The sequence below is a fragment of the Microvirga sp. GN3 genome (genome assembly GCF_055792825.1).
This window is the reverse complement of the sequence record NZ_JBVVAK010000008.1, coordinates 44462-68012: the sequence shown is the minus strand read 5'-3', so window position 1 is coordinate 68012 and position 23551 is coordinate 44462. Positions and strand designations below refer to the sequence as shown.

Annotated in this window: 21 protein-coding genes; 15 read left to right on the top strand and 6 right to left on the bottom strand. The window is 62.9% G+C overall.

Annotation, left to right across the window (positions count from 1 at the left end; all coding sequences use genetic code 11):
* Window positions 1-107: 107 nt before the first annotated feature.
* Together ACS5Q1_RS06390 and ACS5Q1_RS06385 are read right to left on the bottom strand one after the other, a co-directional pair.
* Entirely contained in the window at window positions 108-914 is an 807-nt protein-coding gene (locus tag ACS5Q1_RS06390) for a MetQ/NlpA family ABC transporter substrate-binding protein (RefSeq protein ID WP_473097385.1), read from the bottom strand.
* A gap of 358 nt (window positions 915-1272) precedes the next feature.
* Window positions 1273-2292 (bottom strand): polyprenyl synthetase family protein, encoded by a 1020-nt coding sequence (locus tag ACS5Q1_RS06385; RefSeq protein ID WP_203440696.1) that lies wholly within the window; start codon window positions 2290-2292, stop codon window positions 1273-1275.
* A 112-nt stretch (window positions 2293-2404) separates the two neighbouring features.
* Here ACS5Q1_RS06385 and ACS5Q1_RS06380 point away from each other — a divergent pair, with 112 nt between their 5' ends.
* Window positions 2405-2629, top strand: a complete 225-nt coding sequence (locus ACS5Q1_RS06380; RefSeq protein WP_203440695.1) for a putative signal transducing protein — start codon at window positions 2405-2407, stop codon at window positions 2627-2629.
* Window positions 2622-3362 carry a tRNA1(Val) (adenine(37)-N6)-methyltransferase gene (locus tag ACS5Q1_RS06375; RefSeq protein WP_473097384.1) on the top strand — a complete coding sequence of 247 codons (741 nt, stop codon included), beginning with the start codon at window positions 2622-2624 and terminating at the stop codon, window positions 3360-3362. Before ACS5Q1_RS06380 ends, ACS5Q1_RS06375 begins: the two co-directional genes overlap by 8 nt.
* Before the next feature lie 31 nt (window positions 3363-3393).
* Here ACS5Q1_RS06375 and ACS5Q1_RS06370 read toward each other — a convergent pair whose 3' ends face one another.
* On the bottom strand, window positions 3394-3720 hold the full coding sequence (locus ACS5Q1_RS06370) for a hypothetical protein (protein WP_473097383.1): 327 nt from the start codon (window positions 3718-3720) through the stop codon (window positions 3394-3396).
* A 163-nt stretch (window positions 3721-3883) separates the two neighbouring features.
* Here ACS5Q1_RS06370 and ACS5Q1_RS06365 point away from each other — a divergent pair, with 163 nt between their 5' ends.
* The 8 genes from ACS5Q1_RS06365 to ACS5Q1_RS06330 all read left to right on the top strand — a co-directional run bounded on the left by ACS5Q1_RS06365 (window position 3884) and on the right by ACS5Q1_RS06330 (window position 13031).
* Complete coding sequence (locus tag ACS5Q1_RS06365; RefSeq protein WP_473097382.1) at window positions 3884-4768, top strand: S49 family peptidase; 885 nt, start codon at window positions 3884-3886, stop codon at window positions 4766-4768.
* A gap of 253 nt (window positions 4769-5021) precedes the next feature.
* Window positions 5022-5963 (top strand): glycine--tRNA ligase subunit alpha, encoded by a 942-nt coding sequence (locus ACS5Q1_RS06360; protein ID WP_473097381.1) that lies wholly within the window; start codon window positions 5022-5024, stop codon window positions 5961-5963.
* Between the two features lie 44 nt (window positions 5964-6007).
* On the top strand, window positions 6008-8263 hold the full coding sequence (glyS, locus tag ACS5Q1_RS06355; protein ID WP_473097380.1) for a glycine--tRNA ligase subunit beta: 2256 nt from the start codon (window positions 6008-6010) through the stop codon (window positions 8261-8263).
* 183 nt (window positions 8264-8446) lie between these two features.
* Window positions 8447-9088 carry a L,D-transpeptidase gene (locus tag ACS5Q1_RS06350; RefSeq protein WP_203440690.1) on the top strand — a complete coding sequence of 214 codons (642 nt, stop codon included), beginning with the start codon at window positions 8447-8449 and terminating at the stop codon, window positions 9086-9088.
* A 38-nt stretch (window positions 9089-9126) separates the two neighbouring features.
* Window positions 9127-9411: a GIY-YIG nuclease family protein gene (locus ACS5Q1_RS06345; RefSeq protein WP_473097379.1), complete on the top strand. Its 285-nt coding sequence runs from the start codon at window positions 9127-9129 to the stop codon at window positions 9409-9411.
* Between the two features lie 296 nt (window positions 9412-9707).
* Window positions 9708-12386, top strand: a complete 2679-nt coding sequence (gene ppdK / locus ACS5Q1_RS06340; RefSeq protein ID WP_473097378.1) for a pyruvate, phosphate dikinase — start codon at window positions 9708-9710, stop codon at window positions 12384-12386.
* Complete coding sequence (locus ACS5Q1_RS06335) at window positions 12383-12658, top strand: hypothetical protein (protein ID WP_203440687.1); 276 nt, start codon at window positions 12383-12385, stop codon at window positions 12656-12658. Before ppdK ends, ACS5Q1_RS06335 begins: the two co-directional genes overlap by 4 nt.
* A 22-nt stretch (window positions 12659-12680) precedes the next feature.
* Entirely contained in the window at window positions 12681-13031 is a 351-nt protein-coding gene (locus ACS5Q1_RS06330; RefSeq protein WP_473097377.1) for a GFA family protein, read from the top strand.
* Window positions 13032-13097: 66 nt separating this feature from the next.
* Here the strand turns inward: ACS5Q1_RS06330 and ACS5Q1_RS06325 are convergent, their stop codons facing one another.
* Window positions 13098-13499, bottom strand: a complete 402-nt coding sequence (locus tag ACS5Q1_RS06325) for a hypothetical protein (RefSeq protein ID WP_473097376.1) — start codon at window positions 13497-13499, stop codon at window positions 13098-13100.
* Window positions 13500-13620: 121 nt separating this feature from the next.
* Here ACS5Q1_RS06325 and ACS5Q1_RS06320 point away from each other — a divergent pair, with 121 nt between their 5' ends.
* A complete protein-coding gene (locus tag ACS5Q1_RS06320; RefSeq protein WP_473097375.1) occupies window positions 13621-14463 on the top strand; it encodes a helix-turn-helix domain-containing protein in 843 nt (280 codons plus the stop codon).
* A gap of 82 nt (window positions 14464-14545) precedes the next feature.
* A complete protein-coding gene (locus ACS5Q1_RS06315) occupies window positions 14546-15805 on the top strand; it encodes a cell wall hydrolase (protein WP_473097374.1) in 1260 nt (419 codons plus the stop codon).
* A 95-nt stretch (window positions 15806-15900) separates the two neighbouring features.
* Here the strand turns inward: ACS5Q1_RS06315 and ACS5Q1_RS06310 are convergent, their stop codons facing one another.
* Window positions 15901-17073 (bottom strand): hypothetical protein, encoded by a 1173-nt coding sequence (locus ACS5Q1_RS06310; RefSeq protein ID WP_473097373.1) that lies wholly within the window; start codon window positions 17071-17073, stop codon window positions 15901-15903.
* 198 nt (window positions 17074-17271) lie between these two features.
* The gene (locus ACS5Q1_RS06305; protein ID WP_203440681.1) at window positions 17272-18066 is read right to left on the bottom strand and encodes a response regulator transcription factor; all 795 of its coding nucleotides are present in this window, start codon (window positions 18064-18066) and stop codon (window positions 17272-17274) included.
* 787 nt (window positions 18067-18853) lie between these two features.
* Here ACS5Q1_RS06305 and ACS5Q1_RS06300 point away from each other — a divergent pair.
* The 3 genes from ACS5Q1_RS06300 to ACS5Q1_RS06290 all read left to right on the top strand — a co-directional run bounded on the left by ACS5Q1_RS06300 (window position 18854) and on the right by ACS5Q1_RS06290 (window position 23440).
* On the top strand, window positions 18854-20164 hold the full coding sequence (locus ACS5Q1_RS06300; RefSeq protein WP_473097372.1) for a hypothetical protein: 1311 nt from the start codon (window positions 18854-18856) through the stop codon (window positions 20162-20164).
* A gap of 121 nt (window positions 20165-20285) precedes the next feature.
* Window positions 20286-22091 carry a type I secretion system permease/ATPase gene (locus ACS5Q1_RS06295; protein WP_473097371.1) on the top strand — a complete coding sequence of 602 codons (1806 nt, stop codon included), beginning with the start codon at window positions 20286-20288 and terminating at the stop codon, window positions 22089-22091.
* The gene (locus tag ACS5Q1_RS06290) at window positions 22091-23440 is read left to right on the top strand and encodes an HlyD family type I secretion periplasmic adaptor subunit (RefSeq protein ID WP_473097370.1); all 1350 of its coding nucleotides are present in this window, start codon (window positions 22091-22093) and stop codon (window positions 23438-23440) included. Before ACS5Q1_RS06295 ends, ACS5Q1_RS06290 begins: the two co-directional genes overlap by 1 nt.
* Window positions 23441-23551: the final 111 nt, after the last annotated feature.

Below are 23551 nucleotides of genomic sequence, written 5' to 3'. Positions count from 1 at the left end.
CTTTGCATCGCTGAGGTTCTTAAGATGTGAAGGGCCGGGACTGATCCCCGGATCAAGTCCGGGGACAGCCATGACGTAGAGATATCAGAGTTGCATTGAAGCGTTTCTTACCACGCCGGGATGATGGCGCCCTTGAACCGCTCCTCCAGGAATTTCGCGACTTCCGGCGACTGATAGGATTCCACGAAGGTCTTGATCTCCGGGCGGGTGTCGCCCTCGCGGGCGGCGATGAAATTGGCGTAAGGATTGCCCTCGCGCTTCTCCACCGCGATCGTGTCCTTGCGGATGTCGAGGCCGGCATTGAGCGCGTGGTCGGTGTTGATCACGGCCGCATCGAGATCGGGCAGGGCGCGCGGCAGTTGCGCCGCATCGAGCTCGGAGAATTTCACGTTCTTCGGGTTCTCGGCGATGTCGAGCAGGCTCGGCGACAGACCCTTGCCGTCCTTGATCTTGATCACGCCTTGAGCGGCAAGCAGGTTGAGCGCGCGGCCGCCATTGCTCGGATCGTTCGGGATGCCGATCTTGGCGCCGCTCTGTAGATCGGCGATGCCCTTCACCTTGGACGAATACAATCCGATGGGCTGCACGAAGGTGAAGCCGACGGGTACGATCTTGTAGCCGCGGGCCGCGATCTGCGCGTCGAGATAGGGCTTGTGCTGGAAGGCGTTGGCATCGAGGTCCTTGCGCTCCAGCGCCTCGTTGACGAGAGCGTAATCGGAGAAGGGCACGAGTTCGACATTCAGGCCTTTCGTGGCCGCGACCTTCTTGACGACCTGCGCCACTTCTTCCTCGGCGCCGGACATGACGCCGACCTTGATGCTCTTCTGCTGGGCGGTGGCCGGCAGTGCGGCGGCAACGACGGCACTGATGGCGAACGAAGCGGACAACAGGGTGCGACGGGAGAAAACGGACATGGGAGGTCTCTTTCAGACAAAGTTCGTCGCGGCTTCAACACGAAACCGGACAGGTTGTTCGAGCTTTGGATTTAAGATTTCAGGCCGTGATGCGACGACAGCGTTCAGCCAGGAGATGCTGAGGGACAGGCATGGATGCCGTCATGAGGGAAAGACGCGTCATAATCATCGATCCTCGTGAACCACGAGGCGGGATTCGCCCGTGGCGCTTTAGCCTTTGATCACGCGGGGCAAGCTGCTCGTCTCAAATCGCCGCGGCCTCAAGGCGATGGGCATCGCCTCAAGACAGGATTGGTTTTATCGCCGTTGATTTTTATGTCAACCATTCCGTTCTGTAAAAAGAACAAGTCAGCTATGCTCAGTAGGCGCGGGCGATGCAGAACTCGACCGCATCGAGCAGGGCCTGCTTCATCGGGCTCGACGGGAAGAGGGCGAGCGCGTCGCGAGCCATGGCGCCGTAATGGCGGGCACGTTCGACGGTGTCCTCCAGCGCGCGATGACGGCGCATGATGGCAATGGCCTGTTCGAGATCCGCATCCTCGATGTCGCCCTGTTCGAGCACGCGCTTCCAGAAGGCGCGTTCCTCGTCCGTGCCGCGACGGAAGGAGAGGACCACGGGGAGGGTGATCTTGCCCTCGCGGAAATCGTCGCCCACGTTCTTGCCCAGTGTCGCGGCCTTGCCGCCGTAATCGAGTGCGTCGTCCACGAGCTGGAAGGCGATGCCGAGATTCATGCCGTAGGAACGGCAGGCAGCCTGTTCGGCCTTAGGGCGACTGGCGATGACGGGCCCGACCTCGCAGGCGGCGGCGAAGAGTTCCGCTGTCTTGCCGCGAATGACTGCGAGATATTCGTCTTCGGTCGTTTCGGTGTTCTTGGCGGCGGCGAGCTGCATCACCTCGCCCTCGGCGATCACGGTCGCGGCGGCGGAGAGGATGTCGAGGGCGCGCAAGGAACCCACTTCCACCATCATGCGGAAGGCCTGGCCGAGCAGGAAATCGCCGACGAGCACGCTCGCCTCGTTGCCCCATTTGATTCGGGCCGCAATCTTGCCGCGGCGCATGTCGCTCTCGTCCACCACGTCGTCGTGGAGGAGGGTGGCCGTGTGCATGAACTCGACGGAGGCCGCGAGCTTCACATGCCCGTCACCCTGGTAGCCGGAGAGGCCGGCGGTCGCGAGCGTCAGCATGGGCCGCAGGCGCTTACCGCCGGAGGAGATCAGGTGGTTTGCCACTTCCGGGATCATCGTGACCTCGGAGCCCGTGCGCGACAGGATCATCGCATTGACCCGTTCCATGTCGGAGGCCACAAGGGACACGAGCTTCTCGATGCTCGCATTCTTCTCGGGATGCTTGTCTTCGAACGGAACGACGACGCCCACGTCTCACTACCCGGGTTGCCGGCCAGTTTGGCCGGTAGGAATATCAGTCACCGGCATGGCACTTTCCATGCTGCAATGCAAACGCTTACCGCATGGGAAGGATCTCAAGCCGATGGTCGAAATCGTCCGCACCAACGATCTCGTTCTGATCGGCTTCCTACAATCCCTCTTGGAAAACGCCAATATCCCGGTTCTCGTCGCCGACATGCATATGAGCGCCCTGGAGGGCATGATCGGCGCCTTCCCCCGCCGCATCCTCGTGCCCGAGGATCATCTGGCGCAGGCGCGCCGCCTGATCAGCGATGCCGGGTTAGAGGCTGAGCTGCGGCATGGTTGAGATCACGGAAGATTTATTGCTGGGCGAGCGCGTTCACCTCGTCCAGCCGGCCAAGGGACACCGCGCCGGCACCGATGCGGTGTTGCTCGCGGCCTCCGCCCCGGCAATGCCGGGCGATGTGGTCGTAGATGTAGGCGCGGCGACCGGCGCCGTCGGTCTCATGGTTGCAGCCCGGGAGAAGGGCGCGCGCTTCGTCTTCGTGGAGCGCGATCCGGCTCTCGCAGGACTCTGCCGCCGGAACTGTCGCGACAATGGTGTGGACGGGACTGTTGCCGTCGCGGACGTGCTGGATAAGGCTTCGCGCCTGACTGCGGGCCTCAATCCGGAAGGAGCCGATCTCGTCCTCACCAACCCGCCCTTCCTGGAGGAGGGACAGGCCCGGATCTCGCCCGACCGGGGCCGGGCGGCAGCTCATGCCCTCCCTGCGGGTGGTCTTGAGGCCTGGCTCAAGGCTTGCACGGGGCTTCTCAAGCCCAAGGGCCGGTTCGTGATGATCCACAGGGCGGATCGGGTGGCTGAATGCCTTCATATTCTGGAAAAATGGCTCGGGGGCTTGGAACTCCGCTTCGTCCATCCGAGCGCCGAGAAGCCTGCGATTCGCTTCCTGATCTCCGGCATCAAAGGCAGCCGGGCTCCCTTGAGCATCCTGCCGCCGCTGATCCTGAATGGTCCCGACGGGCAGTTCACCCTGCAGGCAGATGCCCTGCATAGGGGCGAGGCCAATCTCCTATGAAGAAGGGCGCCTTTCGGCGCCCTCAGTCGATTTACCAGCGATAGCCGGGTCTGCCGACCGTACGGCAGACCTCGACCGGACGACGCACCCAGCGATAGCCATTCCAGGCCCGCCGCGACTCGACCCAGCAGCGGCGCGCGGTGCGGACGGGACGGTAAGCTCCATACGGACGCCCATAATAGGGACGTCCATAATAGCGACGTCCGTAATAGGGTCGCCCGTACTGAACAGTCACAACCGGCGCAGGTCCCCCATAGCCGTAACCCCGATAGTAGGGCTGCGCCTCAGCCGGCTGTACTGACAGTGCACCGAATCCCAGGGCCGCAAAACTAAGAAGGCCGAACATCAGCTTACGCATTCATTCTCTCCTCAACTCCGCCCAGACACCGACTGAAACGATGTCACGACCGGGCTGTTGTCCATGATGAAGATTTAAACGGTCTTAACTGAACGCAGACCGACAATTTCCCTAACGGTATGTTCATCTTGGGAAGCCGGGCCGTGCACCCTACATAGACGCTATGGCACAAACAGCGTTCTCCTCCATGCTTCCGGCACGTCTGCAATTCCTTCTTCCGAGCAAGTACCGCACCTATCCCAATCCCATCGTGTCCGTCGTGCGCCTGTCGGGTCCTATCGGCGCCATCATGCCCCTGCGGACGGGCCTCGCCATGTCGAGCGTGGCGCCACTTCTGGAGCGTGCCTTCTCGGTGCCGGGCGCGAAGGCGGTGGCGCTCGTCATCAACTCGCCGGGCGGATCGGCGGCGCAATCGCACCTGATCTTCAAGCGCATTCGGGCCTTTGCGGAGGAGAAGAAACTTCCCGTCATCGCCTTCGTGGAGGATGCGGCGGCCTCCGGCGGCTACATGATCGCCTGCGCGGCGGATGAGATCTATGCCGATCCGGCCTCCATCGTCGGCTCCATCGGGGTCGTCTCCGCGAGCTTCGGCTTCCACGAGCTGATCGAGCGCATCGGCGTCGAGCGGCGGGTGCACACGGCCGGCAAGAGCAAGGCGATGCTCGATCCGTTCCGGCCCGAGAACCCAGATGACGTGGTGCGCCTGAAAGGGCTCCAGCGCCAGATCCATCAAGTCTTTGAGAACCTCGTCCGTGACCGCCGGGGTGAAAAGCTCGACGATTCCTATGACGATCTGTTTTCCGGCGCCTTCTGGGTCGGGGCGGAGGCGGTCGATCTCGGTCTCATCGACGGTCTCGGCGATATCCGCACCATCCTGCGCCAGCGCTTCGGCGAGAAGGTCCAGTTCCGTATGATCGAACCCGCCCGCCCGCCGCTGCTCGGCCGCTTGCTGGGGCGCCGTTCGCTCAACCAGGGCAGTCTCATAGACCCGGGCGAAATCGTGGGAGCCCTCGAAGAGAGGGCCGCCTGGGCGCGGCTGGGGCTTTAAACACACTCCGCACTGTCATTCCGGGGCGGCCAAAGGCCGAGCCCGGAATCCATAAACACCACGTCTCAAGACAGGGCGAGTAGCGTCACGCCCTTTTTGCACTGTTAGCGGTTATGGATTCCGGGCTCCGCTCCGCGGTCCCGGAATGACAGTGCGGAGGTTGCGAGGCTCCCAAATGGCCCCAGCGCTTGACTTGGGCGGCCCATCATCCCAAGGGTTCGCCTGACATTTTTGAGACAAACCGGACGCCGACATGACGAGCGAACCCGCGCATATGAACCCTGCGCGCTCTTTCCAGGGCCTCATCCTCACGCTCCAGCGCTACTGGGCCGAACAGGGCTGCGTCATCCTCCAGCCCTACGACATGGAGGTCGGTGCGGGTACGTTCCACCCGGCCACCACCTTGCGGGCGCTTGGTCCCAAACCCTGGCGCGTGGCCTATGTGCAGCCCTCCCGCCGCCCGAAGGACGGGCGCTACGGCGAGAACCCGAACCGACTCCAGCACTATTACCAGTTCCAGGTGATCCTGAAGCCGAACCCGCCGAACCTGCAGGAGCTCTATCTCGGTTCGCTGAAAGCCATCGGCATCGATACGAGCGTCCATGACATCCGCTTCGTCGAGGACGATTGGGAGAGCCCGACGCTCGGCGCCTGGGGGCTTGGCTGGGAATGCTGGTGCGATGGCATGGAAGTGTCGCAGTTCACCTACTTCCAGCAGGTGGCCGGTTTCGAGTGCTCGCCGGTCGCAGGCGAACTGACCTACGGCCTTGAGCGCCTCGCCATGTATCTGCAGGGTGTGGAATCGATCTACGACCTCAACTTCAATGGGCTCGAAGGCGACCGGAAGGTCACCTACGGCGATGTCTTCTTGCAGGCCGAGCAGGAATATTCGCGCCACAACTTCGAATATGCCGACACGGAGATGCTGTTCCGGCATTTCCGCGACGCGGAAGCCGCCTGCCGCAAGTATCTCGCGGATGGCGAGCCGAAGCCCGGTTCCAACGATAACCGCCATCTGATGGCACTGCCGGCCTACGACCAGTGCATCAAGGCCAGCCACGTGTTCAACCTGCTCGACGCCCGCGGTGTGATCTCCGTCACCGAGCGCCAGAGCTACATCCTGCGCGTCCGCGAACTGGCGAAAGCCTGCGGCGCCGCATGGCTGAAGACCGAGGGCGGAGGCGTGGCGGCTTGATTGCTGCCTCCATCCGTTTCCTTCCTCAGACATAAAGTTCTCCGATGCCCGATCTTCTCCTCGAACTCTTTTCTGAAGAAATCCCCGCCCGCATGCAGCGCCGTGCAGCAGAGGATTTGAAGAAGCTTGTTACCGATGCGCTCGTGGAGCGTGGTTTTCTCTATGAGGGCGCCAGGGCCTTCTCCACGCCGCGTCGTCTGGCGCTGCACATCGCAGGCTTGCCCGTGAAGGGGCAGGACGTGCGTGAGGAGCGCAAAGGTCCACGCGTCGGCTCGCCGGATGCGGCGATCCAGGGCTTCCTGAAGGGTGCGGGGCTTTCTTCCATCGAGCAGGCGAAGATCGAGAGCGATCCGAAGAAGGGCGAGTTCTACGTCGCAATCATCGAAAAGCCCGGCCGCTCGACGCCGGACGTGCTGGCTGAGATCCTGCCCACCATCGTCAAGAACTTCCCCTGGCCGAAATCCATGCGGTGGGGCGCGGCGTCCGCTGAGCCCGGCTCGCTCCGCTGGGTGCGCCCGCTTCATTCCGTCATCTGCACCTTCGGGCCCGAGACGGAGGATCCGGAGGTGGTGCGGTTCGACATCGATGGCATCGCTACGGGCGATGTCACGAAGGGCCACCGCTTCCTCGCACCAGGCGAGATCCGTGTGAAGCGCTTCGACGATTACGCGCCGGCGCTGGAGCGCGCGAAGGTCGTGATCGACACGGATCGCCGCAAGGATATGATCCTGCACGACGCGAAAGATCTCGCCTTCGCGCAAGGGCTCGAACTCGTCGAGGATGAAGGCCTGCTCGAGGAGGTTGCCGGCCTCGTGGAATGGCCTGTGGTGCTCATGGGCTCGTTCGACGAGGCTTTTCTCGACATCCCTCCGGAGGTGATCCGCACCACGATCCGCGCGAACCAGAAATGCTTCGTGCTGCGCGATCCCAACACCGGCAAGCTCGCCAACAAGTTCCTGCTCACCTCGAATCTCGTCGCCAGCGACGGCGGCAAGACCATCGTCGGCGGCAACGAGCGCGTGGTGCGCGCGCGCCTCTCCGATGCGAAATTCTTCTGGGAGACGGACCAGAAGGTGAAGCTGGAAGACCGGCTGGAGAAGCTGAAATCCATCATCTTCCACGAGAAGCTCGGCACGCAATACGAGCGCGTGGAGCGCATCGCGGCGTTGGCCAAGGAACTGGCGCCTGTCGTCGGTGCCGATCCTGAACTCGCAGAGCGCGCCGCGCGTCTCGCCAAGGCTGATCTTGTCACCGAGATGGTGGGCGAGTTTCCCGAACTGCAGGGCCTGATGGGCCGCTATTACGCGACGCTGCAGGGCGAGCACCCGTCCATCGCAGCCGCCGTCGAGGAGCATTACAAGCCGCTCGGTCCGTCCGACCGCGTGCCGACCGATCCAGTCTCGGTGGCTGTGGCGCTTGCCGACAAGATCGACACGCTCGTCGGCTTCTGGGCCATCGACGAGAAGCCGACGGGATCGAAGGATCCGTATGCGCTCCGCCGCGCGGCTCTCGGCGTGATCCGGCTGGTGCTGGAGAACAATCTCAAGCTGCCGCTGATCTCCCTGCTGGCGAAACCCTTCGCTCGCGACGCGAAGGACGTTCTCTTCGAGGAATTCATGCAGGCCAAGAAGCTTGTGGAAGCCATCGAGGGCAGCGCTCTCGCCGGGCTCGTCAATCATCCGACACTGCCGGATCTCGAATCCATCTTCCGGCAGCGGCAATTGGGGAATTCCGAGAGCCTGGCGCGCATCATGTATGTGCGCGCGCTCGACCTTCTCTCGTTCTTCGCCGACCGCCTCAAAGTCTATCTCCGCGACCAGGGTGCGCGCCACGATCTCATCGATGCCGTGTTCTCGCTGGAAGGACAGGATGACCTGCTCATGATCGTCCGCCGCGTGGAGGCGCTGGGCCGCTTCCTCGACACGGAGGACGGCAAGAACCTACTCGCGGGCTATCGCCGTGCGGCCAATATCCTGCGCATCGAGGAGAAGAAGGACGGCCGCTCCTACAGCGAGGCACCCGATCTTCAGATCGTGAACGATCAGGGGCAGATCGAGGAGAAGGCGCTCGCTGTAGTCCTTCACGGGGCCAAGGAAGAGGCGAAGACGGCTGTCGAAGCAGAGGATTTCGAGGGCGCGATGCGCGCCCTGTCCCGCCTGCGCCAGCCCGTGGACGCCTTCTTCGACAAGGTGACCGTCAATGCGGAGGATCCGGCGCTTCGGGCCAATCGCCTGCGGCTCCTCAACGACATCCGCGAGGCGACCCGCACGGTGGCGGACTTCTCCCGCATCGAGGGATAGAAATCTCTGCCGACGCCGCTCGGTCCGTCGGCAGGGACATCCACTCAATCCGAAAGAGGAAAGTTCCCTCCTCCTTGGAGACCATCCTCGGGAGTTAATTCATGTTAAGGTGTGGCGCGAGGGGCACAGCCAACCGGCCACCTAGGCTCTAGGTAGGCGGCAACTGATTCATTCAGAAGACCGATGATGATTCGACGCCTCCTGATTGCCGCTCTTCTGAGCGCTCCTCTCGCTGCTTGCCAAACCGCCCAGCAACAGCCGGTCGCCACGGCGGGCGACTCCGCCTGGTATATCGGCTCCATTCCGGACAAGCCGCACAACATTCCGCTGGTCGACCGCCGCAAGATGGAGGCGAAGTACGCCCGCCAGACGGTCGAGTACAAGGGCCCCGAGAAGGCGGGCTCCATCGTGGTCGATATCGACGAGCGCATGCTCTATCTCGTCCAGCCCGAGGGCAAGGCGATCCGCTACGGCGTCGGCGTCGGCAAGCAGGGCTTCTCTTGGAGGGGCATTGCGTCAGTCGGTCGCAAGGGCGTGTGGCCGAACTGGTCGCCCACCAAGACCATGGTCGGCATCAAGCCGGACCTGCCGCGCTACATGGAAGCCGGAATCGACAATCCGCTCGGCGCCCGCGCCCTCTATCTGCACCAGAACGGCGCCGACACGCTGTTCCGCATCCACGGCACCAACGAGCCCTGGAGTATTGGCGAACAGGTCTCCTCCGGCTGCGTGCGCATGCTGAACGAGGATGTCGCCGACCTCTACGAGCGCGTCCCCGTCGGCACGACGGTCTATGTGAAGCGCAACGGGCGGTATCGGGTTTGAAAAAAGGCGGCCTTTGGGCCGCCTTTTTTGTTCGTGGCATGACCTATTTCGTCTACATGCTCGCCAGCGGCCGCCACGGGACCTTGTATGTCGGCGTCACAAACGACCTGTCGCGCCGGATCTTCGAGCATAAAGAGCATACAAGGGGCTTTGCGTCGAAATACGGCGTGACCCGCTTCGTCTGGTACGAGAGCTATGAGCAGATCACGGAAGCCATCGCTCGCGAGAAAAAGCTCAAGAAGTGGCGACGTGACTGGAAAATCCGCCTGATTGAAGAGATGAACCCCGAGTGGGAGGATCTCTACCTCACCCTCAACCAGTGAAATACTGTCATTCCGGGGCCGCGCAGCGGAGCCCGGAATCCATAACCACGACATTTCCAGAGAGGGCGACCGGCGTCACATCCCCTCCTGAACCGTCAGCGTTTATGGATTCCGGGCTCGCCTACGGCGCCCCGGAATGACAGTGGAGGTTGGTTTAAGGACTCCTGTCCTGCCCCAGGGCCTCCCTCGCCGGAAAATTCCGGAACCTCGGCTGTTCAGCTTGCGTTTGGGCTCCACATGTTTCAAGCCAACACCTGCGCTGCAGCAGGGCGTATTCAGAGCCAAGGGATCGAGCGATGACGCAGTGGGTCTATACCTTCGGGGACGGTAAGGCCGAGGGCCAGGCGGGAATGAAGAACCTGCTCGGCGGCAAGGGGGCCAATCTGGCCGAGATGTCCAACCTGGGCCTGCCGGTGCCGCCGGGCTTCACCATCACGACGGAAGTCTGCACCTATTACTACGACCATGGCCGCGCCTATCCGGAGGAGCTGAAGGCCCAGGTCGAGCAGGCGCTCACCGATGTCGGCAAGCTCACCGGCCGCACCTTCGGCGATGCCGCCAATCCGCTCCTCGTCTCCGTCCGCTCCGGCGCCCGGGCCTCCATGCCCGGCATGATGGACACGGTGCTCAATCTCGGCCTCAACGACGTCACCGTCGAGGCACTGGCCAAGGGCGCCGGCGACGAGCGCTTCGCCTATGACTCCTACCGTCGCTTCATCACGATGTATTCCAACGTGGTGCTCGACATCGAGCATCACCACTTCGAAGAGATCCTCGACGAGTACAAGGACCGCAAGGGCTACTCGCTCGATACCGACATGACCGCAGCGGACTGGAAAGCCATTCTCCCGCGCTACAAGGCACTGGTCGAGAAGGAGCTCGGCAAGCCGTTTCCGCAGGAGCCGCAGGAGCAGCTCTGGGGCGCGATCGGCGCCGTGTTCGGCTCCTGGATGAACAACCGCGCCATCAAGTACCGCGAGCTGCATGGCATCCCGGCGAGCTGGGGCACGGCGGTGAACGTGCAGGCGATGGTGTTCGGCAACATGGGGGAGACCTCCGCCACCGGCGTGGCGTTCACCCGCAATCCCTCGACCGGCGAGAAGGAGCTCTACGGCGAGTTCCTGATCAATGCTCAGGGTGAGGACGTGGTGGCGGGCATCCGCACGCCGCAGGACATCACCGAGAAGGCCCGCATTGCATCCGGTTCCGACAAGCCTTCGATGGAAGGCGCGATGCCCGAGGCTTACAACGAGCTGGTACGCATCTACGGCATCCTCGAGAAACATTACCGTGACATGCAGGACATGGAATTCACGGTCGAAACGGGCAAGCTCTGGATGCTCCAGACCCGCAACGGCAAGCGCACGGCGAAAGCCGCCTTGCGCATCGCCGTGGAGCTCGCAAGCGAAGGCCTGATCACGCAGAAAGAGGCGATCACCCGCGTCGAGCCGGCGGCCCTCGACCAATTGCTGCATCCCACCATCGATCCCAAGGCCGAGCGCAAGATCCTCGCCAGCGGCCTGCCGGCCTCGCCGGGTGCTGCTTCCGGCGAGATCGTGTTCAACTCGGACGATGCGGAAGCGGCCAGGAAGGCCGGTCACAAGGTCATTCTGGTGCGCGTCGAGACTTCGCCTGAGGACATCCACGGCATGCACGCGGCGGAAGGCATTCTGACCACCCGCGGTGGCATGACCTCGCACGCCGCCGTGGTGGCCCGCGGCATGGGCAAACCCTGCGTCTCGGGCGCCGGATCGATCCGCGTCGATTATGCCAAGCAGACGCTGACGGTGGCGGGGCAGACGCTGAAGAAGGGTAATGTGCTGACCATTGACGGTTCCAACGGCCAGGTGCTGCTGGGCCAAGTGGAGATGCTGCAGCCGGAGCTGTCGGGCGAGTTCGCCACCCTCATGGGCTGGGCCGACAAGGTGCGCCACATGAAGGTGCGCGCCAACGCGGAAACGCCGCTCGATGCCAAGACCGCGCGCAATTTCGGCGCGGAGGGCATCGGGCTCTGCCGCACGGAGCACATGTTCTTCGAGGGCGACCGCATCGTTGCTGTGCGCGAGATGATCCTCTCCGACGACGAGGCTGGCCGCCGGGCGGCGCTTGCCAAGCTGCTGCCGATGCAACGCCAGGACTTCGCCGAGCTGTTTTCGATCATGAGCGGTCTGCCCGTCACGATCCGCCTGCTCGATCCGCCGCTGCACGAGTTCCTGCCGCATTCGGAAGAGGAGATGGAGGAGGTGGCAAGGGCCATGAACGCCTCCGTCGACAAGCTCAAGCACCGCGCCCGCGAGCTGCACGAGTTCAACCCGATGCTCGGCTTCCGCGGCTGCCGTCTGGCCGTCGCTTACCCTGAGATCGCCGAGATGCAGGCGCGCGCGATCTTCGAGGCGGCGGTCGAGGCCGGCAAGCAGACCGGCCAGCCCGTCGTGCCGGAGGTCATGGTGCCGCTGGTGATGACGAAGGCGGAACTCGACCTCGTGAAGGAGCGCATCGTTGCCATGGCGGAAGCGGTCGCCAAGGAAAGCGGTGTCGCCGTCGAGTATCAGGTCGGCACCATGATCGAGCTGCCGCGGGCGGCTCTGCGCGCGGCTGAGATCGCGGAATCGGCGGAGTTCTTCTCGTTCGGCACCAACGATTTGACGCAGACGACGCTCGGCATCTCGCGCGACGATGCGGCGTCGTTCCTCGGCCCATACACGCAGAAGGGCCTGCTGCCGGCTGATCCGTTCGTGACCATCGATCAGGAGGGGGTCGGCGAGTTGGTGAAGCTCGCAGTGGAGCGCGGCAAGAAAACCCGTAGCAACATCAAGCTCGGAATCTGCGGTGAGCACGGCGGCGATCCGGCGTCGATCCATTTCTGTCAGTCGGTCGGACTCGACTACGTATCCTGCTCGCCCTACCGCGTGCCGATCGCGCGTCTTGCCGCCGCACAGGCGGCGCTCGGCAACAAGGCTGCGAGCCAGGCGTGACGATGATGGCTCTGTCGCGTGTCCGCTTGCTCTACATCGTCGCGGTGCTGGCCTCCGGCATCGCGATCGGGTTCGTCGTGTTGCAGCAGCCCCATCTGCAGCAGGCCGCCGTACCGCCAGCGGCCTGGCCCTTTGCCGTGTCGCTGGTGCTCGATCTCATCATCGGCCAGATGGCGGCGCAGGGTAAGGTCGAGCCGCTCACGATGGGCGATCGATTCGTTGCGGTCATTGGTGCTGGTTTGATCGTGACCGCGATGGTAGCCTTGGGATAACGATCTCGAAGAAGGGGCAAAGATGGCGTTGCACAAGGGTTCCTGCCATTGCGGCAAGGTGGCGTACGAGGTCGAGACGGATCTCGAGCAGGTGATTGAGTGCAACTGCTCCATCTGCAGTCGGCGGGGCTATCTGCTCACCTTCGTGCCGCGCGGTGCGCTGAATGTGCTGCGCGGTGAAGAAGATCTCTCGACCTACACCTTCAACACGCACACCATCCACCATCGCTTCTGCTCCACCTGCGGCGCAGCAACCTTCGGCGAAGGCAAGCAGCCGACAGGCGAAGCCATGGCGGCGATCAACGTACGCTGCCTGGAGACGGTGAACCTGTCGGACATCAAGCCGATCCCGTTCAACGGACGGGATCGATAGGGACGGTTCGTATCGTCATCCCGGATCGGCTTGCGCCGTCCGGGATGACGCGCGATGTGTTGAGGCTCACGCTACCGCTTCTGCCGACCGGCGGAGGCCCACATACTGGAATTCCGCATACATCAGCACCACGAGCGCCTGCGCGATCACGAAGGCATAGCCTGCGCTTGTCGGTGACACCCATCCGCTGGCCAGGAGCAGGAAGCTGTCGGCAACCCACAGCGCATTGCCGAACACCACCGCCCAGGCGATGGGCTTCAGGATCTGCTCGCGCAAGCCGAGCCAGCCGATGAAGGCCGCATAGGGCAGGAGCACGGCACCTGCGATGCGCAGGTGCATCTCCGGCAGCCCGAAGATGCCGCTTAGCGATCCGGCACCGATCAGCATCATGAGGCCGAAGGCGGCGCTGGTGGTTGCATCCGCCACGAGAGCCTGGCGAAGAAGGGGGGAAGATTGGATCGTCATCATGGCTGTCTCCTTTGACCGGTTGAGAGCTTCAACCTTGCTCCAAGGATTTCGGAAGGAGTAAGCGCCGTCGATTACCTCCGAGGTCATGGAAGATGAGCGCCGCTCACGCTATGGTCCGCCCATGACAACAGCGAGCACCCGACCCGTGACCACCGTTCCCCATATAGGCGATTACCTGCGTGAATGGCGCCAGCGCCGCCGCCTCAGCCAAATGGATCTTGCACTCGAAGCCGAGATCTCCACGCGGCACCTGAGCTTTCTCGAAACCGGCCGCTCGCAGCCGAGCCGCGAGATGGTGCTGTTGCTGGCGGAGAAACTCGACATGCCGCTGCGCGAGCGCAACATCATGCTGGTCTCGGCGGGCTTCGCGCCGGTCTATTCGCAGCGCTCCCTCGACGATCCGGCGCTGGAAAGCATGCGCCAGGCCGTGGACCTCGTGCTGAAAGGTCACGACCCCTATCCCGCGCTCGCCGTCGACCGGCACTGGTCGCTGGTGTCCGCGAACGATGCGCTCGTCTCGCTGATCGGCGATGTTGATCCGGCCCTCATGAAGTCGCCGGTCAATGTGCTGCGCCTGAGCATCCATCCGGCGGGCCTTGCGCGGCGCATCGTGAACTTCACCGAATGGCGCAGCCATCTGGTGCAGCGCCTGCACAAGCAGGTGGACGCGACAGGCGATGCGGTTCTGGCCGCTTTGATCGAGGAACTGCGCGCCTACCCAACACCCGATGCGGCGGCGCGGGCTCCGAGGACAAGCCATGATTACGCAGGCATCGTCGTGCCGCTGCAGATCATGATGGGGGAGGGCGTGTTGACGCTCTTCAGCACCACCACGATCTTCGGCACGCCGGTGGACGTGACCCTGTCGGAACTCGCCATCGAGGCCTTCTTTCCGGCCGATCCGGAGACGGGCCTCGTGCTGCGGCGTCTCGCCGAGAAGCGTCAGGCTGCCGCAGCCGGGTGAGGAGAGCCCTGCCTTAACCACCCATCAACCTTAACCCGCGATAACTTTAAGACATCGGAGCCCTCCTGCTGGATGCTCCGTGATGTTCAAGAGTTTTTGCAGGGTGTTGCGCGTGCGTCTTCCGTATCGTCGATCTCGGGTGAAATGGATCTGCGCCACGACGGCTCCCTGGGCGCTGGCGACCGGCCTCCTGATCTCGTTCACGGCCTCGGCCAGCAACGATCTGCATTCAGGCGTGAGCTTCGCACCGCGCAGCGCCACCGCCCGTCTCGTCGATACCGCGCTCATCCCACCTACCGGCGCCTCCGTCGCGGAGGGAAAACTCGGAATCGACCGCGACATCCTTCGCTCCCTGCCGCGTTACGACCTGCCCGATGAAATGGCCGATTCCGCGCCCCTCAAGGCGGATCGGAAGGCCGATGCGGGTCCCGATGCCGTCGTCGACCGTTCGCTGAAGGGCAATCCGCTGGTGGCGCCGCATGCCACGCTGTCCCGCCGCGCCAGGCAGTTGCGTCCGACGCTCAATGAGGTCGGCAGCGCGCGGCTGCTCTACGGCCAGGACGAGCGGCTCCTGCCACCGACCGTTCTCATGGAAGGGCAGCTCGAGGCGCCTGAGACGGAGCAGGTCTTCGAGCCCTGGCAGGCGCCCGAATTCACCACGACCCGCCAGGCCACCTCGGTACAGTCCCCGGCGGCAGCTGCAGCAGGTTCTACCGGCGCCTCGGCAAGCCCGACGACTCCCATGGTCAGGCGCGCCATCGCCCTGTCCTCGACGACGCCGGCGCCGGTCGACGCGACGCCCATCGAGATCGCGGCGGCTCCCGTCTCCCTGCAATCGCCGCGCCTCGACCGCGCTGATAGTGACCTCTCCATCTTGCCGAAGAGCGATGACACGGATCGTCCGCGCTACGCAGACCTGATCGATCCGGGCAACCTGGGCAAAGAGCAGCGCTGCCTGGCCGAGGCCGTCTATTTCGAAGCCCGCAGCGAATCCGTGGAAGGGCAGGCGGCGGTGGCTCAAGTGGTGCTCAACCGCGTGAAGAGCGGGCTCTATCCCTCGTCGATCTGTGGCGTGGTCTACCAGAACAGGCATCGCCATCTCGCCTGCCAGTTCACCTTCGCCTGCGAAGGCAAGGCCCTGCGCATCCGCGATACCGAGTCCTGGGAACGGGCCAAGAGCGTCGCGAGTGCGGTGCTCGAGGGCAAGACCTATCTCGCCGATGTGGGCGGAGCCACGCACTACCACGCGGACTACGTCAGACCTTACTGGGCGCGGCGTTTGAAGAAGATGGATGTGATCGGACGGCACATCTTCTACAAGCTTCGTCCCGGCCAGACCTGACAGGCAGAGTGCAAGTTCATCTGACACCTGCGGGAATGAATGGGAAATGGCTGAGGCACAATAGCTTCTGATGCGATTGCGCGGAGGCTCCAGTCTCAGACAACGGAAAAGTCGATCCTGAGCGTCGTATCCTGATCGATCGTCGCCGTCTGGATGGCGTCGACATCGACGCCGAAGCCGCCGTCGGTGTAGTTGATATCGATATCCGCATCCTGGTCGGCATCGATGGCCTGCTTTACGCCGATCGCCACCTTGATCGCGAACTTCTCCTCGAGTTCGTCCTCGATATCCACGTCCACATCGACATTCTGACGGACATCGAGATCGTTGTTGACGAAGAATTGGCTCTTGCCATCCCAGCCGTCCATCATCAGATCGAGTTCCGTATCCTGCACGATATCGACCTCGTTCCTGAGATAGAGGTCGACATAGAGGACGCCCTCGGCCTCATAGATATCGAGGTCGATCTCGGTCTCCTGGTCGATCAGCATCGATTGATCGAGGCGCAGGAACATGCGCTCGTTCCCGTCGATGTCGAGCTGGACGTCGGCGTCCTGAGCCATCTCGGCATCGTTGTCCATGAAGACGCGGATCTTGCTTTCGCCCATCCAGCCATTGAGCAGCACGTCCGCATCCTGGTCCACGAAGGCAGTCTGGACGATGTGGATGTCGTCGCCGTCCGGAACCGCGATCGGGATCCCTGCGGGAGTCGGCGTTCCCGATGGCGTGACCGTTTCCGGCGGAGCTCCGGCGGCAGGTACCGGATCCGATGTCGGAGTGTCCGTGCCCCTGTCGCCCGGAACATGGTCGGGGTTGTCCCGGTCCTCGTCCGTCACATCGTCATCTGTCGAGTGAGGCGAGAGGCCGTTGGGGATGAGCACCGTCGCATGGGACGTGCCCGAGGAGGACCCGTGGGCCGAGAATGTGTCCGACCGGCTGCCAACGTCGTCGATCTCGATGTTCGTGCGCTCGACGTCAATCGCATCTGCGCGGCTCAAATCGACAGGGGATGAGGAAGCATGAGCAGCCGGGTTCTGTGCCGCCGGTATGGAGTTTGCTTGAGGTGATGAGCTGGCGTCCAGATGGATCTGGCCGGTCTGTGGAAGCGCGGGACCGATCGTTGGGTTGGAGGATTGGGAGGTCGGGAGCTCAGGATCCGGGATCGGACGCACTTGGCCGCCATCGTCGTCGGCCGCCTGAACGATCTCGTCCTCCTTGTCGATCAGGATCGGGAGCAGATTGCGTGTTCCCCTGTCGGGCGGCAGCATCAGCGTCGACCTTGCGCCAACATCATGGAACAATCAGTTTAGGACGTGGATGCGACGATGCACCAGTCACCCATTCAGGCGGCGTCGACCTATCCTGGCCAAGCATGGCGCATCCGACGATCGATGCAGGTAACCATCATGGCTTCGATCGATCCCGGCCTAATTCCAACAGACGACACCTGAATGGATTAAGGAACCCTAACTCAATCCATTGAGCTGACGATGCCGAAAAACCGCCTCCGTCCTGTTGGTGGCGTGCAGCTTGCGCATGATGCGCTGGATATGCACCTTGATGGTGTTCTCGGAAATATTGAGGGAATGAGCGATCCATTTGTTGGACCATCCCTTCTGAAGTGCTTCCAGGACATCCAGCTCCCGCGCTGTAAAGATCACGGTTGCTCCGTTTGCCTCTGTCTTCAGCACATCCCCGGTTTGCTCCACGATTGCGAAATAGGGCCGTTCATTGTCATGAGACAGGACAAGTGGATCGGATCCTTCCGGCATCAGCTCGCGTGCATCCTTGACCCCGTTGACGAATTGCAAGTCTCCATTCACGAAACGCGGAAAATAAGTACCGCCTACCATGACGAGCTGAAGGGCCGCGATGGCGACCTTGAAGGAGGTGCTCATCGGGATGATGCCGCGCACGCCCATGGCCATTGCCTCTCGGATGTCCTCGTTGCTCACGCACATGGTGAGAATGACGATCGGAACATCCGGATAGCGCTGAAGGATGCTTCTGGCTTCATTCGTGAGATGACTTCCCGAAAGTGAATGCGACTGAGTCCTCAACAGCACGAGTCCAACCGCTATCCCGTCGGCGTGGGAGAACTCGGCAACAGTTGAAAACCCCATGACTGGCGTGTGAGGGGATGCGCTGCGTATCGCGTGGACAAGGCATTCCCGCGAGAATGGTTCGTCATCGATGATAACGAGGGCCTCCTGAATCATACCATTCGGGTCACCATCAGGCGCTGTGTACGAAAAATGCATCACAACCCTCCATCATGTGAGGCGAATCTCGCTGAATGGGTTCCCAAGAATTTTTGCGCTTCTTAAAGCGATTAATCTCACGCAACAATCGAACACAAAGACCGGATAAGCACTAGCGCCAGCGCTATTCCGCCATCGACCTGCCACACAGCGTAACTTGGCAGTTGAGGTCGAATGCGCAAATGATACGCGTTGGCTATTCTACAATAAACAGGCGCTTATTTTAACCGATTTTCATGCTGATTTCTGACAATTCAATCGCTAAGCTTGGCTTCAACACAATCCATGCCTTGAAGCACTCGTCGGGACTATTACTTCCGAAGCGTCATTTCAGTGATTCTGAAGGGCACTCTCGATAGGCTGATTGTCACAATTGCCCCCAACCCATGATAAGGAAGCTATCCCATTCTCTAACTGCATAAGTTTACATTCAGATCGATCAGGTGCCGTGAGGCGCGATGCTACTTTGAGGTAAGACTCATTTTCCTAGTCTTGAGAGGCTAGATAACGACGTTCTTGGATGACTATCATCAGGTTAGAGGGTTCGCAGCGCATATCGCTCTTAAGGGTTACCGCATTAACAGACATACCTGTTTGGCTGATGCGACAAGCAATGCAACACCTGTCGATGTGCGCCCATCGCCTGATCGGGCGACCCGAACCGACACCTCACCCATTCTGCGGCATGCAAATCGGCAACTTCCTCTCGCTTCGTGCATGCGGGAAGCTGTGCCAAACCGTCTCGAAACTCCGCGGGACGGCTGTGATCAATTGAGGAGACTCGAGAATGGCAGACCTATCAGAACTCCTGAGCGGATTCGGGTTCGACTTTGATCTCGACGTCGAGCTGAAGAACAGTCTGGATCAATGGCAGGATCAGAACATCAATACGAAGACCGAACAGAAATCCGACATCGATCAGGACAACGACAACTTTGGGGCGGTCAAGTACAGCCCGACCCAACTCGCTTACAACGATGCCAGCGCCAACAATCGCGCCTGGACGGACGTGGATACGGACAATGACTCGACTGTCAGCTCGACCGTGTCGTCCGGTGGCGACTCGAGCGCCTCCACCGATAACGATGCCAATGGCGGTACCGCGACCGCAGGCAGCCCGACGGGTGGAGCCGCCACAGGTGGCGGCACCTTCGGCGGCTGGACCGACAGCGGAGATTCGACCTCTGGTGATACGACGGGGGGCTCTGCGGCAGGGACCGGCGGCGCAGGAGGCGGCGCGACGGGCGGAGACGGCACCGCGGGCGACACCTATTCCGGCGACGCTGACACCGGCGATGGCAGAGGCGGCGACGGATATTCCGGCTGGGTCAAGACGGGCTACGCCGATGCCGACGGCGGTGATGGTGGCGACGGTGGCTACGCCGAGGGTGGAGATGGCGACGGCGGCAACGGTAAAGGCGGTTACGGCGAGGGCGGTGACGGCAAGTGGGGCACCGGCGGCGACGGTACTGGCGGCGATGGCACGGGCGGGTCCGGCACTGGCGGATCCGGCACGGGCGGAGCTGGTGGCGCAGGCGGCAGCGGCACCGCGACCAGTGGTGACGGCACCTCTGGCAACGGCACAGGCGGCCCGGGCACTTCGGGGAGCGCTACGACTGGCTCCGCCGATGGTGGTGATGGCACTGGCGGCGCTGGCACCGGTGGCGCTGGTGCAGCCGGGACAGGCGCGGTCGGCAACACGACGGGCGGCAACTCTACCTCCGGTGCCGCGACGGGCGGCGACACCACCGGCGGCAACACGTCCGGCGGCTCTGCATCCGGTGGCAATGCCGCCGCCAATGGTGGCACAGCCAGCGGCAGTGCCAGCTCGCAGGCTGACAACGATGCCATGTCGAGCATCGACTCCGCGGCGAGCGGCAATGCCATGTCCAACACCGAGCAGGGCGGTGGCGGAACCGCCACATCCAGTCAGGATATCGGCGACTTCGCCTTCGACCAGCACAACGACTCCGACGCCACGTCCACGCAGGACCAGGCTGTAACGGTCGATGTCGACCAACTCATGGAGGCCGCACAGGATGCCAACCTGTCGCTCACCTTCGAGTTCGGCGACTTCGATTTCGGCTTCGGAGTCTGAGCCCAGGGAGTCACAATCCGGGACCGTGACACTCTCGCGGCCCCGGATCGGCGCTCGCATAAACCTGCTCCTGTCGTGCGAGCGCCTGTCCGATCCCGACTGACGCGTCTGGAGACCGCGTATGGCCATGAACTGGATGAAGGTTCGCCACCAGACCGAGGTGGAGCATGCCTTCCGGCTCTGTCGTTACTCTCTCGCCCTCGTCGCGGGCTTGAGCTTCTTCGTCAATCTGCTTGCCCTGACCATGCCGCTCTACTTGCTGCAGGTCTACGATCATGTGCTGTCGAGCCAGAGCCTCGACACGCTCTTCATGCTGACCATCATCGTCATCTTCGCGCTCGCGCTCCACGCGGTCATCGAGGCCCTGCGGCGCGAGATGCTTGCCCGCGTCGGAGCCTGGCTCGAAGAGCGCCTGCAGGCTCCCGTGCTGACCGCCGCGGTGCAGGCGGCTTTGCGAGCCGATCCTGCCGGAGCGGCACAGGCATGGCGCGATCTCGGCACCATGCGCCAGTTCTTTGGCGGCTCTGCCTGCACGGCTCTCTTCGATCTGCCGTGGACGCCCATCTTCCTGCTCGCCATGACCCTGGTGCATCCGTTGCTGGGCGCTATCGGCATCGTGGCCTCGCTCATTCTGTTCGGCTTCGCCTGGATCAACGAGACCGTGACGCGGGCTCCCTTCGCGCGCGCCGCTGCGGCCTCATCCGAGAGCCAGCATCGTTTCGAGTCGCTGATGCGCAATGTAGAGGCGATCACCGCCATGGGCATGCTGCCCGGCGTGGCGCGCATCCTGTCCGACGAGCAGGCGCACGCCAAGGAGGCGCAGTTGACCGCCGGAGCGCGCGCCTCGGCAATCCAGGCGCTGGCCCGCTTCGTCCGTTTCCTCGCCCAGGTTCTGGTGATGGCGGCAGCCTCGTTCCTCGTGATCCGGCACGATGTCAGCCCGGCTGCGATTTTCGCCGCTTCGATCCTGCTTGGTCGCTCGCTCGGCCCCGTCGAGGGCGCGATCGGCACCTGGAAGGCCGTCACCAATGTGCGGCTCGCCTATGACCGCATCCGGCGCATCATGCAGGCCGCTCCGCCGCCGGTGAAAGGCATGGAGTTGCCCCCGCCCAGCGGTCTTCTCGAAGTCGAGCAGCTCACCTATGTGCCGCCCGGATCGACCGAGCCCATCGTGCGCCGGCTCTCGATGATGGTCTGCGCCGGCAAGGTGCTCGGCGTCGTCGGTCCCTCGGGTGCCGGAAAATCGACACTCGGCCGCCTGATCGCCGGAACGGTGCCGCCGACTACGGGGCATGTGCGTCTCGACGGGGCCGATGTCGGCGTGTGGATGGCCTCCGGCGGTCACCGTTACTTCGGCTACCTGCCGCAGGACGTCGAGCTCTTCGCCGGCACCGTCGCGGAGAATATCTCCCGTCTGTCCGAGGCGAGTTCAGCGGATGTGATCGCGGCCGCCCGGCTCGTGGATCTCCACGATATCGTCATGCGGCTGCCGAGGGGCTACGACACCAATATCGGTGAAGGAGGGACGCGGCTCTCCGGCGGCCAGCGCCAGAAGCTCGGGCTCGCGCGCGCATTCTTCGGCGATCCACGCCTGATCGTTCTCGACGAGCCGAATGCCAGCCTCGATCCCGAAGGCGAGGAAGCGCTGCGTCGGGCCATCGACGAGATGAAATCCCGTGGTGCGACGATCATCGTCATCGCTCAACGCCTCGGCATCCTGTCTGTCGCCGACAGCGTCCTCGTGCTCGACAACGGCATGGTCAATGCCTATGGCGAGCGCCGCGAAATCGCCGAGAGGATCGCACAGGGCCGCACGGCGATCAGGGTCGTGCAGGCGAAGGCGAAGCCGGACACGCGCATGCCAAAGGTCAACGAGGGGCCGATGATCACCGCATCGGGCCAGCAGGCCGATAAGGGAGCTGCGTGATGGCCAGGACATCTCCCGTCATCGACCTTTCCGATGTCCTGCCCCCACCGCCGCCGACACCGTTCCAGCGGATCCGCTGGCTGATGGCAATCGCCTTTGGGCTTGTGGCCGTATTCATCGGAGGCTTTGGAATTTGGTCGGTCACGGCGCCGCTGGAAAGCGCTGCCATCGCGGTAGGCTCGGTCGAGGCCGAGACCAGCCGCAAGACGGTGCAGCATCTGGAAGGCGGAATCGTTGCCAAGATCCTGGTGAAGGATGGCGATGCCGTGACGATCGGCCAGCCGCTGATTCAGCTCGACGACACAAGAGCCCGGGCGACCGCGCAGGCGCTTCAGGGTCAGCTCCGCGAGGCGCAGGCCCGCGAGGCGCGGTTGCTGGCTGAACGTGATGGGCATGATACGGTCCTATTCCCGCTCCGATTGCGCCAAGCGGCGCAAGAGGACGCTGCTCTCGCCGAGATGCTGTCCGGCCAGCAGCGCATCTTCAATAGCCGCCGGCAGCTGTACCAATCGCAATTCGTCGTACTGGTGCAGCGGCAGCAGCAGATCTCACGCCAGATGTTCGGCCTGCGCTATCAAGTCGATGCTGCCGATAAACGGGCCGAGATCATCAGGAGGGAGATGGAATCCATTGCACCGCTCGTCGCCAGGGGCGTCATTGCTCAGCCGCGCAAGTTGGCTCTTGAGCGAGAACAGGCTGAGATCGAAGGAAGGAGAGGTCAGGCAAGGGAGGAGATGGCCCGGGCCGAGCAGGGCGTCGGCGAAGTCAATGCTCAGATCCTCAAGCTGCGCAGCGATCGGGAGGCGGAGATCGCCCAGAGCCTCCGCGAGGTCCAGGCGCTCGTCTTCCAGCTCCATGAACGCTCGGAGGCCGCTGACGATGTCCTTGCTCGCACTCAGGTGCGTGCGCCCGAGGACGGTGTCGTCACCGATCTCAGGATCCGGACGCCGGGCGGTGTGGTGGCGGAAGGCCAGCCGCTGCTCGATCTCGTGCCGAAGCACGACCGCCTCATCGTGACCGCCCAGGTGAGGCCCGACGATATCGATGTCGTCCATCCCGGGCTGCCGGCCCAGGTGCGGCTCATGCCCTATAAGCACCGCCGTGTTCCGCCGGTTGAGGGTACGCTCACCTATGTCTCGGCCGATCGCCTGACAGACAAGACCACCGAGCGTACCTATTACACTGCGCGCATCCGGCTGAGCGAGGATTCGCTGTCTTCGCTGCCGGGGATCGAGGTGATGGCAGGCATGCCGGTCGAGGTCCTGATCAAGACCGGCAAGTTCACCGCAGCCGGCTACATGCTGCGCCCCGTGATGGACAGCTTCAATCGCGCTTTCCGCGAGGATTAGCGGCTATCTATCGACGGTGAATCGTCGAGGAAGATGCCTTGCGCTTCCACGTCCGATGCTCAATCCCTTGATCGGCGCATCGTTTGGTGCGGTTCTTTGGTTCCGCACGAT